12 protein-coding genes are annotated in these 13,420 nt (G+C 71.0%); 9 read left to right on the forward strand and 3 right to left on the reverse strand.

What is annotated here, in order from left to right; translation table 11 throughout:
- Positions 1 to 81: 81 nt before the first annotated feature.
- Positions 82 to 1,050, reverse strand: a complete 969-nt coding sequence (locus ACFQVD_RS35310) for an aldo/keto reductase (protein ID WP_343980783.1) — start codon at positions 1,048 to 1,050, stop codon at positions 82 to 84.
- 118 nt (positions 1,051 to 1,168) lie between these two features.
- Between ACFQVD_RS35310 and ACFQVD_RS35315 the strand changes: the two genes are divergently transcribed.
- Positions 1,169 to 2,278: a hypothetical protein gene (locus ACFQVD_RS35315; protein ID WP_343980780.1), complete on the forward strand. Its 1,110-nt coding sequence runs from the start codon at positions 1,169 to 1,171 to the stop codon at positions 2,276 to 2,278.
- A gap of 64 nt (positions 2,279 to 2,342) precedes the next feature.
- Here ACFQVD_RS35315 and ACFQVD_RS35320 read toward each other — a convergent pair whose 3' ends face one another.
- A complete protein-coding gene (locus tag ACFQVD_RS35320) occupies positions 2,343 to 2,720 on the reverse strand; it encodes an STAS domain-containing protein (protein WP_343980777.1) in 378 nt (125 codons plus the stop codon).
- 327 nt (positions 2,721 to 3,047) lie between these two features.
- On the opposite strand from ACFQVD_RS35320, the gene ACFQVD_RS35325 reads away from it, so the two are divergent.
- From ACFQVD_RS35325 to ACFQVD_RS35340, 4 genes are all read left to right on the forward strand, one after another.
- Positions 3,048 to 4,073 carry an NAD-dependent epimerase/dehydratase family protein gene (locus ACFQVD_RS35325; protein WP_343980774.1) on the forward strand — a complete coding sequence of 342 codons (1,026 nt, stop codon included), beginning with the start codon at positions 3,048 to 3,050 and terminating at the stop codon, positions 4,071 to 4,073.
- Positions 4,074 to 4,241: 168 nt separating this feature from the next.
- Positions 4,242 to 5,432, forward strand: a complete 1,191-nt coding sequence (gene lhgO, locus ACFQVD_RS35330) for an L-2-hydroxyglutarate oxidase (protein WP_343980771.1) — start codon at positions 4,242 to 4,244, stop codon at positions 5,430 to 5,432.
- Positions 5,433 to 5,442: 10 nt separating this feature from the next.
- Positions 5,443 to 6,174, forward strand: coding sequence for a response regulator transcription factor (locus tag ACFQVD_RS35335; RefSeq protein ID WP_386273175.1), 732 nt, complete (start codon positions 5,443 to 5,445; stop codon positions 6,172 to 6,174).
- Complete coding sequence (locus ACFQVD_RS35340) at positions 6,174 to 7,556, forward strand: sensor histidine kinase (RefSeq protein WP_343980801.1); 1,383 nt, start codon at positions 6,174 to 6,176, stop codon at positions 7,554 to 7,556. The genes ACFQVD_RS35335 and ACFQVD_RS35340 overlap by 1 nt, the downstream gene beginning before the upstream one ends.
- Before the next feature lie 89 nt (positions 7,557 to 7,645).
- Here the strand turns inward: ACFQVD_RS35340 and ACFQVD_RS35345 are convergent, their stop codons facing one another.
- Complete coding sequence (locus tag ACFQVD_RS35345; RefSeq protein WP_386273177.1) at positions 7,646 to 9,505, reverse strand: efflux RND transporter periplasmic adaptor subunit; 1,860 nt, start codon at positions 9,503 to 9,505, stop codon at positions 7,646 to 7,648.
- Between the two features lie 148 nt (positions 9,506 to 9,653).
- Between ACFQVD_RS35345 and ACFQVD_RS35350 the strand changes: the two genes are divergently transcribed.
- From ACFQVD_RS35350 to ACFQVD_RS35365, 4 genes are read left to right on the forward strand one after another with little or no spacing between them, the layout of a single operon-like run.
- Positions 9,654 to 10,799: an efflux RND transporter periplasmic adaptor subunit gene (locus ACFQVD_RS35350; protein WP_343975000.1), complete on the forward strand. Its 1,146-nt coding sequence runs from the start codon at positions 9,654 to 9,656 to the stop codon at positions 10,797 to 10,799.
- Positions 10,796 to 11,527: an ABC transporter ATP-binding protein gene (locus ACFQVD_RS35355; protein ID WP_343974997.1), complete on the forward strand. Its 732-nt coding sequence runs from the start codon at positions 10,796 to 10,798 to the stop codon at positions 11,525 to 11,527. The genes ACFQVD_RS35350 and ACFQVD_RS35355 overlap by 4 nt, the downstream gene beginning before the upstream one ends.
- Positions 11,524 to 12,798, forward strand: a complete 1,275-nt coding sequence (locus ACFQVD_RS35360; RefSeq protein ID WP_343974994.1) for an ABC transporter permease — start codon at positions 11,524 to 11,526, stop codon at positions 12,796 to 12,798. Before ACFQVD_RS35355 ends, ACFQVD_RS35360 begins: the two co-directional genes overlap by 4 nt.
- Before the next feature lie 28 nt (positions 12,799 to 12,826).
- Positions 12,827 to 13,399, forward strand: a complete 573-nt coding sequence (locus ACFQVD_RS35365; protein WP_343974990.1) for a hypothetical protein — start codon at positions 12,827 to 12,829, stop codon at positions 13,397 to 13,399.
- The last annotated feature ends 21 nt before the right edge of the window (positions 13,400 to 13,420 follow it).

The raw sequence follows: 13,420 nt of genomic DNA on the forward strand, positions 1-13,420 counted from the left end.
CACCGCGGCCCCCTCCCACGCCCCACGAGAGGCCCCTGACCGAGCCTGGCCACGGCGAGAGCCGCGGGACGGGACGCCGGCCTACCAGGCGTACTCCTCCGGCGCCGTCCGGAAGCCGGGGAAGATCTCGTCCAGGCGGGCCAGGGCCTTCTCGTCCAGCGTGATCTCCAGCGCCTTGACGGTGCCGTCGAGCTGGTCGAGCGTGCGCGGCCCGATGATCGGCGCGGTGACGACCTTCTGGTGGAGCAGCCAGGCCAGCGCGAGGTTGGCCGGGTCCACACCGAGCTCGTCCGCGAACGCCTCGTAGCGCTCGATCTTGTCGCGGTGCTTCTCCAACTGGGCGGTGATCTGCTCCGAGGCCGACCGGCCCTTGTCGATCTTCTTGAGGATGCCGCCGAGCAGGCCGCCCGCGAGCGGGCTCCACGGGATCAGGCCCAGGCCGTAGTCCTCGGCCGCCGGGATGACCTCAAGCTCGGGGGCGCGGACGATCAGGTTGTAGTGGGACTGCTCGGAGACCAGGCCGAGAGTGTTGCGCCGCCGCGCGCTCTCCTGGGCCTTGGCGATGTGCCAGCCCGCGAAGTTGGACGACCCCACGTACAGGATCTTGCCCTGCTGCTTGAGGATGTCCATGGCCTCCCAGAACTCCTCGAACGGGGTGCTCCGGTCGATGTGGTGTGCCTGGTAGAGATCGATGTAGTCGGTCTGCATCCGCTTCAGCGACGCGTCGGCGGCGCGCCGGATGTTGAGCGCGGACAGACGGCCCTCGTTGGGCCAGTCGCCCATGTCGCCGTAGAGCTTCGTGGCGATCACCGTCTTCTCGCGGCGCTCGCCTCCCTTGGCGAACCATCGACCGATGATCTTCTCGGTGATGCCCTCGCCCTTCTTCCAGCCGTACACGTTGGCCGTGTCGAAGAAGTTGATCCCCAGCTCATGGGCGTGGTCCATGATCGCGAAGGAGTCGTCCTCCGAGGTCAAGGGGCCGAAGTTCATCGTGCCCAGGCAGAGGCGGCTGACCTTCAGGCCGGTACGGCCAAGCTGCGTGTATTCCATGCGCCCACCCTAAATACCTGGAGTGCACTCCAGGCGAGAGGATCGGCGGGAAAATCCGTGCCGGCCGCCCCCGCCGCGTCTGTGACGCCCGCCGGTTCCGCCGGGGCATGATGGCTGGATGCTGAGTAAGCCGGGGGAAGTCTTGGTCCGCGCGTTCGCGGTGGTCGGCCTGACCGCGGCCACGGCCTTCACGGGGCAGAGCGCGCCGGCGGGCGGTGGGCGGGCGGCATGGGCCGATGCGGGGCAGGGCACGCGAGCGGACGATGAGGAGCGGATCCTCTTTCGCTTCAAGGACGGCCGGATCGGCGAGTCGAGCGGGCTGGCGGTCTCGCCGACCCACGAGGACGTCTACTACACGCACAACGACAGCGGCTCCGGGCCGGTCTTCTACGCGGTCGGTCCCAAAGGTCAGACCCGCGCGACCTTCACCCTGCGGGGGGCGGAGGCCCGCGACTGGGAGGGCATGGCCGCCTCCGTCGACCAGAAGACCGGCCGGGGGGTGCTCTGGTTCGCGGACATCGGCGACAACTTCGACGGGGCCTGGCCTGACATCTCGGTGTACAAGGTCGCGGAGCCCACGGTGCTGAGCGACGCCGTCGTCCCCGCCGTGCGCTACCGCTTCCGCTACGAGGACGGCGGGCACAACGCCGAGGGCGTCATGGTGAACCCCCGCACCGGGCGCCTCTACATCGTGACCAAGCAGTTCGCCGGCGCCGTCTACGAGGCACCGAAACGGCTGCGCACCGACAGGGTCAACGTGCTCCGCAAGGTCGGTCCCGCGCCCCTCATGGCCACCGACGCCGCCTACGCCCCCGACGGGTCGAGCTTCGTGATCCGAACCTACTTCTCCGCCACGGTCTACCGCGCTCCCGGCGAACAGATCACCCGGGTGACGATGCCGCAGCTGGATCAGGCCGAGTCGATCACCTACACGCGTGACGGCAGGTACCTGCTGACCGGTAGCGAGGGGAAGCGCAGCCCGGTCTACCAGGTGCCGCTGCCCGAGGAGGTTCTCCGCGAGGCGGCTCCGGAACCCACGACCGCCCTGCGGCGGGCGGCCCCCACGCCGGACGCCGAACCGGCCCCCACGCCGGTCGCCGGGAAGAAGGCCGGACGGGACGAGGCGGGCGAGGACGCGGGCGTGCCGACCTCGGCCGTGCTGCTCTGGCTGGCCATCGCCGCGGGCGCCACGGGCACCATCACCCTGATCGCCCGTAACACCCGTTGAGCGGCGATCGGGTCGTCTCGGCCGGCCCGGCCGGGGAGTCGCGGGTCGCGGGGAGGCTTCCGGTTCAGTCGGGAAGTCGCAGGTCGCGAGGGGCGGCTTGAGTCAGGGAGGCCGCCACGTCGGCGTCGACGGGGAACCAGGCGGACAGCCCGGTTATCTGCAGAAGACGTCCCAGGACGTCCGAAACCTCGGCCAGCCGCAACCAGCCGCCCGCCTCCGAGGTCATGCGCGCGCCGCTGAGAAGCGCCCGCAGTCCGGTGGAATCGCAGAAAGTGATCTTCTGGGCGTCGATGACGATCCGCGGGCGGCATTCGGAGACCAGCCGCTCGATGGTCTTCCTGAGCAGTTCGCTGGAGTTGTGGTCGATGTCGCCCGCGACGCTGATCACGGTGCAGCCGGCATGCTCGTGGTGGTCGACGCCGATGGAGAGTTCTCTGCTCATCGCCTCGCATTTCCACCCGGTGAAGCTGTCGGTCTCGGCTGTCGTCCGACCTGATCAAGGTATACCCCGCCGGACCGCCGGGGTGGGCGACGGGCGGGAGACATGTGCGTAACGGCTGCGAGGACCATCGTTCGTCTCCTGTACCTCCGGCCGGTCCGGAACATGACCCCGTACCGCAGATGAATGACCACATCCAGATTTATTGCCCTGACATATTCGAATATTCCTCAACCGTCCCGGATGGATTTCCGGCAATAGGCAATGATGGTTAAGAACCAGAGGGGTTATCCCTTCTCTTCCGGTGAGGATTGCCGCTAACTTTCGAAGATGCGCGTTCTGGTAACCGGGGCATCAGGTTTCGTCGGTTCGCATGCGGTCGCCGCGCTTCTCGCCGACGGGCACGAGCCGCTTCTGCTCATCCGCAATCCAGAGAGAACGCGCGAAGTGCTGGCCGGTGTCGGGGTGACGGAGCCGGTTCCCCTGCACAGGGCCGATATCCGCGATACGGCGGCGGTGCGGGACGGGCTCGAACAGTGTGACGCGGTCATTCACGCCGCCGCGGAAATCGGGGTCATCGGCCGCGCCGGCGATCTGGCCGGTACGAATGTGACCGGCGCGAAGAACGTCCTCGGGCAGGCCGTCGAACTCGGTCTCGACCCGGTCGTGCACATCTCGAGTATCGGGGTCTTCGTGCCCCCGACCGGTCCGGTGATCACGACCGAGAGCCCGCTCTCCACGCCGAGGAACGAGTACGGCAGGAGCAAGATCTCCGCAGAGCACTACGCCAGACGGCTCCAGGAGCAGGGGATGCCGGTCACGATCGTCTACCCGGCGGCGGTCGCCGGACCGTACCAGCCCTCGCTGGACGCGCTGATGGACGGGCTGCGCGCGGGGCTGGAACAGGGGTGGCCGATCACCGCCGGCGGCGTCGGCGTCGTCGACGTACGGGATCTGGCCCTTGTGCTCGCCCGCTGCCTCGAACCGGGGCTGGGGCCTCGCCGATTCATGCTGGGCGGGCACTACCTCACCTGGGCGCAGCTCGCCGACGTCTGCGACGAGGTGACCGGGAACCGCTGCCGGAGGTTTCGGGTCCACCGGTCGGTGCTGCGCGGCGCGGCGGCCGTGGTCGACGCGATGAAACTGATCAAGGAGATCGACTACCCGCTGACCAGGGACGCCGTCGAGATGATGGTCACGATGGTCCGCGCGTACGACACCCCGACCCTTGAGGCGCTCGGCGTGGGGCTGCGGCCGGTCCAGGAGACCGTCACCGACTCGCTGCGCTGGCTGGCGCAGGAAGGGCACCTCGGTCTGGACAAGGTCGGCAGGCTGGCGGGTAGTGTCACGCGGTAACGCGATCCCTCCAGCGCGACAGGGGTGGCGGCGGTGACCACCTCACAGTCAGGAGTCGGCGATGGACGTCGGGGTCGTCGGTGTGGGGATCGTCGGTCTGGCCGTCGCCAGTTCGTGGGTGGGCGTCGGCGGTGGGTGTCGGGGTCGAGGTGCGGACGGGGGGCGGCGATGAACGTCGGGGTCGTCGGTGCGGGGATCGTCGGTCTGGCCGTCGCCAGGGAGGCGGCGCTGACCCGCGGGGCCAGGGTGACGGTGCTGGACAAGGAGGACCGCGTAGGAGCCCACCAGACCGGGCACAACAGCGGCGTCGTCCACGCCGGGATCTACTACCGGCCCGGTTCGCTCAAGGCCACGCTCTGCCGTGAGGGGGTGGCACTGCTGCGGCAGTACTGCGCCGAGCACCGCATTCCCTACGACGAGGTCGGCAAGCTCGTCGTCGCCGCGACCGCGGCCGAGCGGCCCGAGCTGCGCCGGATCGCCGAGCGGGCCCGCGCGAACGGGGTTCCCGGCATCGCCGAGCTGGACGCGCTGGGCCTGCGGGAGATCGAGCCGCACACCGTCGGCACGGGTGCCGTGCACTCCCCGCGCACCGCGATCGCCGACTTCCCGGCCGTCGCCAGGCGTCTGGCCGCGGACGTGGCGGAGAACGGCGGATCGGTGCTGCTCTCACATCCGGTGCGCGCGGTACGGGAGACCGCGAGCGGGGTGAAGGTCCGGGCGGGGGAGCGGACGCTGAGCTTCGACCGGCTGATCGTCTGTGCCGGGCTCGGCACCGACACCGTCGCACGGATGGTCAAGGCCACCGGGGACGTACGGATCGTCCCTTTCCGCGGTGAGTACTACGCGCTGGCCGGCGCGGCGAGGGACCTGGTCCGAGGGCTCGTCTACCCGGTTCCCGACCCCCGCTACCCGTTCCTCGGCGTGCACCTGACCCGGAGGATCGACGGCGAGGTGCTGGTCGGCCCCAACGCGGTCATGGCGCTGGCACTGGAGGGCTACTCCTGGCGGGACGTCGACCTGGCGGAGCTGGGCCGGATTCTGGCCTGGCGTGGCACCCGGCGGCTGGCCGCCCGGCACTGGCTGACCGGCATCAGGGAGGTGGCCGGTTCGATGGGCAGGAGGTCGTTTCTGAGGGCCGCGCGCCGCTACGTCCCGGCCCTGACCTCCGCCGACCTCGTCAGGACCACCGGCGGCGTCCGCGCACAGGCCGTGGACGCCTCCGGCGGCATGCTGGACGACTTCGCGATCGACGTGCACGGCCGCGTCGCCCTCGTGCGCAACGCCCCTTCCCCGGCGGCAACCTCCAGCCTGGCCATTGCCAGACATATTGTGGGGTTAGCCTCTGTGTTGACCAGTTAACTGCTTTCTCATGTGGGCCGGTGAAAATAGACCAGTGACCGACTCACCCGAGGCACGTCTGCTGATCGTCGAGGACGAGCCGAACATCCTTGAGCTTCTGGCCGCGAGCCTGAGGTTCGCCGGGTTCGGCGTCAACACGGCGGGCAACGGTACGGACGCCGTCGCCGCCGTCCAGCGGCACCGGCCCGATCTCATCGTGCTCGACGTGATGCTTCCGGACATGGACGGCTTCGACGTCGTACGGCGCCTGCGCGGTGGCGGCAGCGACACCCCCGTGGTCTTCCTCACCGCGCGCGACGCCACCGAGGACAAGATCCGGGGGCTGACCCTGGGCGGGGACGACTACGTGACCAAGCCGTTCAGCCTGGAGGAGGTCGTGGCCCGGATCCGGGCGGTGCTGCGCCGTACCGGCTCCGGCGATCTCGTCCCCCGGCAGCCCCGGCTCAACTTCGCGGACATCGAGCTCGACGAGGAGAGCCACGAGGTGTGGCGCAGGGGCAAGGCGGTGGCGCTGTCACCCACGGAGTTCAAACTGCTCCGCTACTTCATGGCGAACGCGGGGCGGGTGCTGTCCAAGGCCCAGATTCTCGACCACGTGTGGGACTACGACTTCCGGGGTGATGTCGGGATCGTGGAGTCCTACGTCTCCGTGCTCCGTCGCAAGATCGACAACACGGACCCGCGGCTGATCCACACGCTGCGCGGCGTCGGATACGTGTTGCGCCTGCCGCCGACGCCGTGATGCTCAACGCGACCCCGCTGCGGGTGAAGCTGATCGCCGTCATCCTGGCCCTGCTGATGATCGCGCTCACCCTCATCGGGCTCGGCAGCGTCTCGATCATGAGTGGTTACCTGATCGACCGGGTCGACACCCAGATCGACCTGACGGTCGACACCGCGCTGCGCCGGATGAGCCGGGGAGTCATGCCGATCGGCAGGCCGCTGTCGCCCGACGCGAGGTTGGAGCTCCGTGACTCCAGCGGCAAGGTCGTCGACGCCTACAGTGGCGCCGACGTGGAGGGCAAACCGGGACCGTCGGTGCCTCAGGGCCAGGACAACCGGCCGTTCGACAGCGGCGACTGGCGAGCCCGTGCGGTCCCGCTGAACGACGGCGGAAACCTCGTCGTCGCCGTCGACATGGCCGAGGTCCGGCAGATCGTCGGCCAGCTCGCGCTGGTGGAACTGCTCGGCGGCGGGGGCCTGATGCTGATGCTCGCCGGGGCCGGGGTGTTGATCATACGCAGGAGCCTGCGCCCGCTGGAGGAGATCGAGCGCACCGCCCAGGCCATCGCCGCCGGAGACCTGAGCCGCCGGGTCCCCGATGCCGACCCGCGCACCGAGGTGGGCCGCCTCGGCCAGTCGCTCAACGGCATGCTCGCCCAGATCGAGACCGCCTTCCGGGCCCGTTCGGAGTCGGAGTCCGCGGCGCGCAGGTCGGAGGAGCGCATGCGAAGGTTCGTGGCGGACGCCTCGCACGAGCTCCGCACGCCGCTGACCTCGATCCGGGGGTTCGCCGAGTTCTACCGGCAGGGACCGGGAATCGACGCCGCGCCGCTGATGCGCCGGGTCGAGTCCGAGGCGGTCAGGATGGGCCTGCTCGTCGACGACCTGCTGATGCTCGCCCGGATGGACCAGCAACGGCCGCTGGTCATGCGCCCGGTCGACCTGCTCGCCATCGCCGCCGACGCCGTCCACGACGCCCGCATCCTCGCCCCTGAGCGCGAGGTCACGCTGTCCGTGGACGGTTCCGCGCTCATCGTCTCCGGCGACGAGGTACGGCTCCGCCAGGTCGTGGGCAACCTCATGACCAACGCGCTCACCCACACTCCCGAGCGGACGCCCGTGCGGGTGGTGCTCTCCGCCGATGACGGGATGGCCGTCATCGAGGTCGCGGACGAGGGGCCCGGCCTCACCTCCGAGCAGCGCGAACGCGTCTTCGAGCGGTTCTACCGCGTCGACTCCGCCCGGGGCCGCCGCGCCCCCGAGGACGGCGGGAGCGGGCTCGGCCTGGCCATCGTGGCCGCGATGGTGGTGGCTCACGGCGGCAGCGTCGCCGTGGACTCGGAGGTCGGCAAGGGGGCGACGTTCCGGGTGCTCCTCCCCCTCGCCCCCGAGTCCGGCTGACCACCGCCGGCACGACGCCGGCTGTTCCGGGTGGGGCCGGGGTGTGGCGACCCCACCCCGGCTCCCGTGCCGGCGGTGGCCGTCCGGACTCAGCGGGCGCCGGCGCCGGCCTCCGGCCAGCTGCTGTCGGGGAACTCCCCGCCGGCCGCGCCGCCGGGCATTACCACCCGGTCGTTCTCGGCCAGCCCCGAGGTGATCTCGATGTACTGGTCACCCCGGACGCCCGTCTCCACGACCCGCTCGACGCCGCCCTGCACGGTGACCCGGGAGACCCCCGCACTGGTCCGGACCGCCTGGGCCGGGACGTAGAGAGCCTCCGCCGACCTGGCGACGGTCACGGTGACCGAGGCGGTCTGGCCCACCATGAGGTCCGCCGGGGGCTCGTCGAACGCGATCGTGACGCCGTACCTCACCAGGCGGTCCGTGGTGGTCGCGGTGGGGGCGATGCCGGTCACGGTGCCCGTGTACCGCTCCCCCTGCCGGGTGGCCAGGGTGATCGCCGCCTGCTGGCCCAGTTCCAGGCTGCCGATGTCCGACTCGGTGAACAGCGCCTCCACCTGAAGTTCGTCCAGGTCTCCCAGGGTGAGGAACGTCCCGGTGCCCGCGCTGTCGCCGACCGCGCCGGCCACGGACATGACGGTGCCGTCGGCGGGGGCGACGATCCGCACGCCCGCCAGTTCCTCCCTGGCATCGGTCAGCTCCGCCCGGGCCTGCTTCACGCGGGCCTCGGCCTGCTCCACGCTGAGCGTCCCCCGCCCGGCGCCGCCGCTCTGCCCGGTGTTCGGGGCGGTGCCCTGCTTGGCGGCCTGCCCGGAGTTCCGGTCCGCGCCCGTGTTCGCACCGGCGTCGGCGCCGGTGTTCGCGCCCGGCTTCTGGGTGGGGCATCCGGTGGGCCCGGGAGTCGGCGTCCTGACCGTGGTGGGCCTGGCGGTCGCCGTCGGCCCGGCCGTGCCGGTGGGGGCGGCCGTCGGCCCGGGGTGGGCCGTCGGTCCCGCGGGCCCATCCGGGCCGGTCGTCGGGCCGGAGGGCCGGGACGTGGGTGTCGGCTCCGAGGTCGCGGACGGCCCGCCACCGTCCGGCCTCGCGGTCACGGTGACCGTCGCGGTGGCCGTCACCGTCACCGTCGGAGCGGCCGTCACGGTGACGGTGACCGTCGGGGCGGGCTGGGGAGAGTCGCCCCCCGGCCGTCCCGCCGCCGACGGGGTGGGGGTGGCCGTGGGCGTCACGGGCGAGGTCCGGGTGAGCGCGGCCGGAGTGGAGGAGCGCGCCGGGTCAGGTACGGGCGTCGGGGTGACCGGTGCCGTCATGAGGCGATATCCGGCGGGTGCGACACCGGCGGCCGGGACGACCCGTACCTCCCGCTCCGTTCCGGTCGGTTCGGGCGCCGGGGCGCTCGGCCCGGTCGGTGTGGGGGTGGCACCCGCCCCCGGAGGCCGTGTCGCGGTGGGCTCGCACCCGGTCTGCCCGGTGGGATCGGACCGGTCGGTCCCGGTCCGGCTCTGTGTCGGCTGCTGCCGCTGGGGAACTCCGACCGTCGCATCCCCCGCAGTGCTTCCGGTCGTGCTTCCGGTCGTGTTTCCCGCCTCCTCCAGCGCCTCCTCGGCCGCCGCGAGTTGCGCCTTCGCGGCGGCGTAGCGCTCGCGTGCGGGCGCGGAACCGATCCTGGCGAGCACATCTCCCTTGCCGACCTTGTCCCCGGCCTTGACGTAGACCTTCGTGACCGTTCCCGATCCGCCGAAGGCCAGGTCCCTGGTGCCGTCGTCCACGGTGTTGCCCGCGGCCGACACCGCGGCGGTCACCGTTCCGCGCCTGGCGGAGGCCAGCTCCACCCGGGGGGCCTGGTCGGAGCCGCCGTCGAGCACGACGACCGCGCCCGCGCCCACCAGGACGAGGGCGGCGAGGGCAAGCCCTCCCACGCGCAGGTTCTTCGACAGATGGGTCGGTCTCATGGCGGACAATCCTGGACCGTCTGATTCACAGCATGCTCACAGGTGTCTGAAGGTTTGCTGTGCATCCTGAGCGGTAAGACACGGTCTACAGGAAATCTTCAGCCTTTGCCGGGGTAGGCCCAAGCCTGGTACGCCAGGGTCGAGCGCTGTGAAGCTGTCGACCAAGCGCGGAGCGCTGATCGTGAACGGGACCCTCGGGGTCCTGTTGCTGGGCGGCGCGGTGATCGCCTACTCCTCCCTCGGCGGCGAGGCCTCGTCAGCCGACGCCGCGGTGCGGACCGTGCAGGTGACCCGGGCCACCGTCACCGCCTCCGTCTCCGCCTCGGGGACCGTGGCCAGCGCCCGCGCGCGGGCGCTCGATTTCGCGTCGAGCGGCACCGTCGAGAAGATCTACGTCAAGGTGGGGGACAAGGTCACCAAGGGCCAGATCCTCGCCAGGCTGGACGACGACTCGGCGCAGGAGAGCCTGGACGCGGCCGCCGCCGCCCTCGACACCGCGGACGACGACACCTCGACCGCCGCGGCCTACGCCCAGTACATCACGGCCAGGAACACCTACCGGGCCGCGAAGCGCGCCGTGGACGGCACGGTCATCAAGGCGCCGTTCTCCGGTACGGTCACCGCGATCAACGGCACGGTCGGGGGCTCCTCGGGTTCGGGCTCCTCGGGCTCCTCCACCAAGGCCGCGGGCAATGCGAGCGGCGCGGCCGGCTCGGGTTCCTCCGGCGGTGCGGCGAGCGGCTCGGGCGGTTTCATCGACATCGCGGACACCGGCAGACTCCAGCTCGTCGGCACCTTCACCGAGTCCGACGTCACCCGGCTCAAGGTCGGCCAGACGGCCTCCATCGGGTTCGACGCGCTCAACGGCGTCACCGCGGCCGGGAAGGTCACCCAGATCCAGCCGACCGCCACCACCAGCAACAACGTGGTCCAGTACCCGGTGACGATCTCCTTCACCGAGGTGCCGGACGAGGTCAGGCTGGGCCAGACCGCCACGGTCGGGGTCGTCGTCGAGAGCGTGCAGAACGTGCTCGCGCTCTCCTCCACGGTGATCTCCACCACGGGTTCCCGCAGCACGGTGACGGTCCTGCGTGACGGGCGGCAGGTGCCCGTCCAGGTGGAGGCCGGGGTCAAGGGCGACACGCTCACCGAGATCAGATCCGGGCTGAACGAGGGCGACCAGGTGGTCCGCCCGGCGACCACCGGGACCACCCAGCAGGGTGGCGGTCTCCCCGGTCTCGGTGGCGGTGGCGGCGGTCGTAACTTCGGCGGTGGGGGAGGGCCCGGCAGATGACCGTCCCCGTCCTCTCCCTGAGGGACATCACCAAGGTGTACGGCCGAGGAGACGCCGAGGTCCGGGCGTTGCGCGGTGTCTCGCTCAGCGTCGAACGGGGCGACTACGTCGCCATCATGGGCGCCTCCGGGTCCGGCAAGTCCACGCTCATGAACATCCTGGGCTGCCTGGACGTGCCCACTTCGGGCGACTACCACATCGACGGCACCGATGTCGGCTCGCTGGACGAGCGCCGGCTCGCCGTGCTCCGCAACCGGAAGATCGGCTTCGTCTTCCAGTCGTTCAACCTCATCCCCCGGATGAGCGCGCTCGCCAACGTCGAGCTGCCCATGGCGTACGGCGGGGTCGGCGCCGCGGATCGGCGGGCCCGCGCCCTGGCGGCCCTGGAGCAGGTCGGTCTCTCCGACCGGGTCCGCCACGAGCCGAACGAGCTCTCCGGCGGCCAGCAGCAGCGGGTGGCCGTGGCCAGGGCTCTGGTCACCGCGCCCGCCCTCCTCCTCGCCGACGAGCCGACCGGCAACCTCGACACCGCCTCCACCGAGGACGTGCTGGGCATCCTCGACGGGCTCAGCGTCTCAGGCAGGACAATCGTGATCATCACCCATGAGGACGACGTGGCCGCTCATGCCAAGCGGGTCATCCGTCTGGTGGACGGCCAGATCATCGAGGACCGCCGCCAGGCCCCCGTCGACGGGCTCCCGCCCCGCATGCCGGAGGTCATCGCGTGAGCCGGCTGGAGATCCTGCGGTTCGCGCTCCGCGGGCTGGCCGCGAACAAGCTGCGCAGCTTCCTGACCACGCTCGGCATCCTGATCGGGGTGGCGGCCGTGATCCTGCTGGTCGCCTTCGGCGAGGGAGCCTCACAGAGCATCCAGCAGTCCATCCAGCGGCTCGGCGCCAACACCCTCACCATCTCGGCGTCCTTCGCCGGGGGCGGTGGCGGAGGCGGTGGCGGTCTCGGCGGCATCGGGGGAGGCCGGGTGAGCGCGGGACAGAGCTCCGGCCCGCGTACCCAGGCCAGGTCGCTCACCCTGGAGGACGCCAGAGCGCTGACCGACCGAGAGCAGGCGCCCTCGGTACGGAGCGTGTCGCCCGTGGTGACCGCGAACTCGGCCACCGCGGTCCACGAGGGCGCCAGCCACCCGATCGCGCAGCTCGTGGGCACCTACCCCAGCTACTTCGAGGCGACGAACAAGCCCGTCGAGAGCGGCACCTACTTCGTCAACGACGACGTGATCGCCGCCAGGAAGGTCATGGTGATCGGGCGGACCGTGGCCGAGGGGCTGTTCGGCACCGCCGATCCGGTCGGCAAGCCGGTCAGCGTCTCAGGCGTGCCGTTCACCGTGATCGGGGTGCTGAAGGAGTCGGGCTCCACGGGCATGCAGGACGCCGACGACGTGGCCATCGTGCCGTTGCCCGCCGTGCAGCAGAGCCTGACCGGGTTCGGCGCGCTCGGTTCCATCATCGTGCAGGCGACCGGCGCGGACGCCACCGACTCGGCGCAGGCCGAGGTCACCGCCGTGCTCAACCAGCGGCACGGCATCACCCCGACGGGCACCGCGGACTACCGGATCCTGAACCAGGCCACCCTGCAGGAGACGGTCAGCTCGACCATCGGGATCTTCACCGCCCTGCTCGGTGCGGTCGCCGCCATCTCCCTGCTGGTCGGCGGCATCGGCATCACCAACATCATGCTGGTCACCGTCACCGAGCGGACCAGGGAGATCGGCATCCGAAAGGCCATCGGCGCACCCAGGAGCGCCATCCTCGGCCAGTTCCTGCTGGAGGCGACGGTGCTGAGCCTGCTGGGCGGCCTGCTGGGCGTCGCGATCGCGTTCGCCGGCACCCGCTTCACGATCGCCGGGATCTCACCGGTGCTCGTACCGTCCTCGATCGCGCTGGCCCTCGGCGTCTCGGTGGGCATCGGGCTGTTCTTCGGTGGCTACCCGGCCAACCGGGCGGCCAAGCTCCGGCCCATCGAGGCCCTGCGCCACGAGTGACCCGTACGGCTTAGGCAAGGAGAGAGACATGGGCGGCAACGCCGACGAGACGGTTCCGGCGGGGAGATCTCTGGAGGGCTCCCCGTTCCGTGGGGACCTGGACAGCGAGCTGGCGGCCCGGCCGCCGCGCCGGCTGTCCACGCTCACCCTCGTGCTGGGCGCCGGGGTGATGCTCGTGGCAGGGGTGATCGTGGGTATCCAGGCGCAGAAGACGATGGGCGTCACGTCCGGTCCAGTCGGTGCCCCGGGAGCCGTGACGCGGCAGGGCGCGGGCCCCGGCGGTTCCGCGGGATACGGCGGTTTCGGAAACGGGCAGCAGGGGGGTCAGGGCGCGGGCCAGGGGCCGGGGCAGGGCGGTGGCGGCCGAGGTGGCATGACCGTCGGCACCGTGCAGCGGGTGGAGGGCGAGAAGGTCTACCTCCAGACGACCGACGGATCCGTCGTGACGGTGAACACCACGGACGAGACATCCGTGCGTCTCACCAAGGAGGGCAAGGTCGCGGACCTCAAGCCCGGTGGCACGGTGGTCGTACAGGGAGCCAGGGCCGAGGACGGCTCGGTCAGCGCGACCGTGATCAACGAGGGGGGTGGCCGGCGGTGAGCCGGTTCCCAGGAAACGTTC

The sequence above is a fragment of the Streptosporangium amethystogenes subsp. fukuiense genome, assembly GCF_042665875.1.
In the GTDB taxonomy this organism is placed as follows: domain Bacteria; phylum Actinomycetota; class Actinomycetes; order Streptosporangiales; family Streptosporangiaceae; genus Streptosporangium; species Streptosporangium fukuiense.

Bases quoted from the DNA above. Each gene is read 5' to 3' on its own strand.
- ACFQVD_RS35310 (WP_343980783.1), bottom strand. From the start codon at position 1,050: ATGGAATACACGCAGCTTGGCCGTACCGGCCTGAAGGTCAGCCGCCTC.
- ACFQVD_RS35315 (WP_343980780.1), top strand. From the start codon at position 1,169: ATGCTGAGTAAGCCGGGGGAAGTCTTGGTCCGCGCGTTCGCGGTGGTC.
- ACFQVD_RS35320 (WP_343980777.1), bottom strand. From the start codon at position 2,720: ATGAGCAGAGAACTCTCCATCGGCGTCGACCACCACGAGCATGCCGGC.
- ACFQVD_RS35325 (WP_343980774.1), top strand. From the start codon at position 3,048: ATGCGCGTTCTGGTAACCGGGGCATCAGGTTTCGTCGGTTCGCATGCG.
- lhgO (WP_343980771.1), top strand. From the start codon at position 4,242: ATGAACGTCGGGGTCGTCGGTGCGGGGATCGTCGGTCTGGCCGTCGCC.
- ACFQVD_RS35335 (WP_386273175.1), top strand. From the start codon at position 5,443: ATGTGGGCCGGTGAAAATAGACCAGTGACCGACTCACCCGAGGCACGT.
- ACFQVD_RS35340 (WP_343980801.1), top strand. From the start codon at position 6,174: ATGCTCAACGCGACCCCGCTGCGGGTGAAGCTGATCGCCGTCATCCTG.
- ACFQVD_RS35345 (WP_386273177.1), bottom strand. From the start codon at position 9,505: ATGAGACCGACCCATCTGTCGAAGAACCTGCGCGTGGGAGGGCTTGCC.
- ACFQVD_RS35355 (WP_343974997.1), top strand. From the start codon at position 10,796: ATGACCGTCCCCGTCCTCTCCCTGAGGGACATCACCAAGGTGTACGGC.
- ACFQVD_RS35365 (WP_343974990.1), top strand. From the start codon at position 12,827: ATGGGCGGCAACGCCGACGAGACGGTTCCGGCGGGGAGATCTCTGGAG.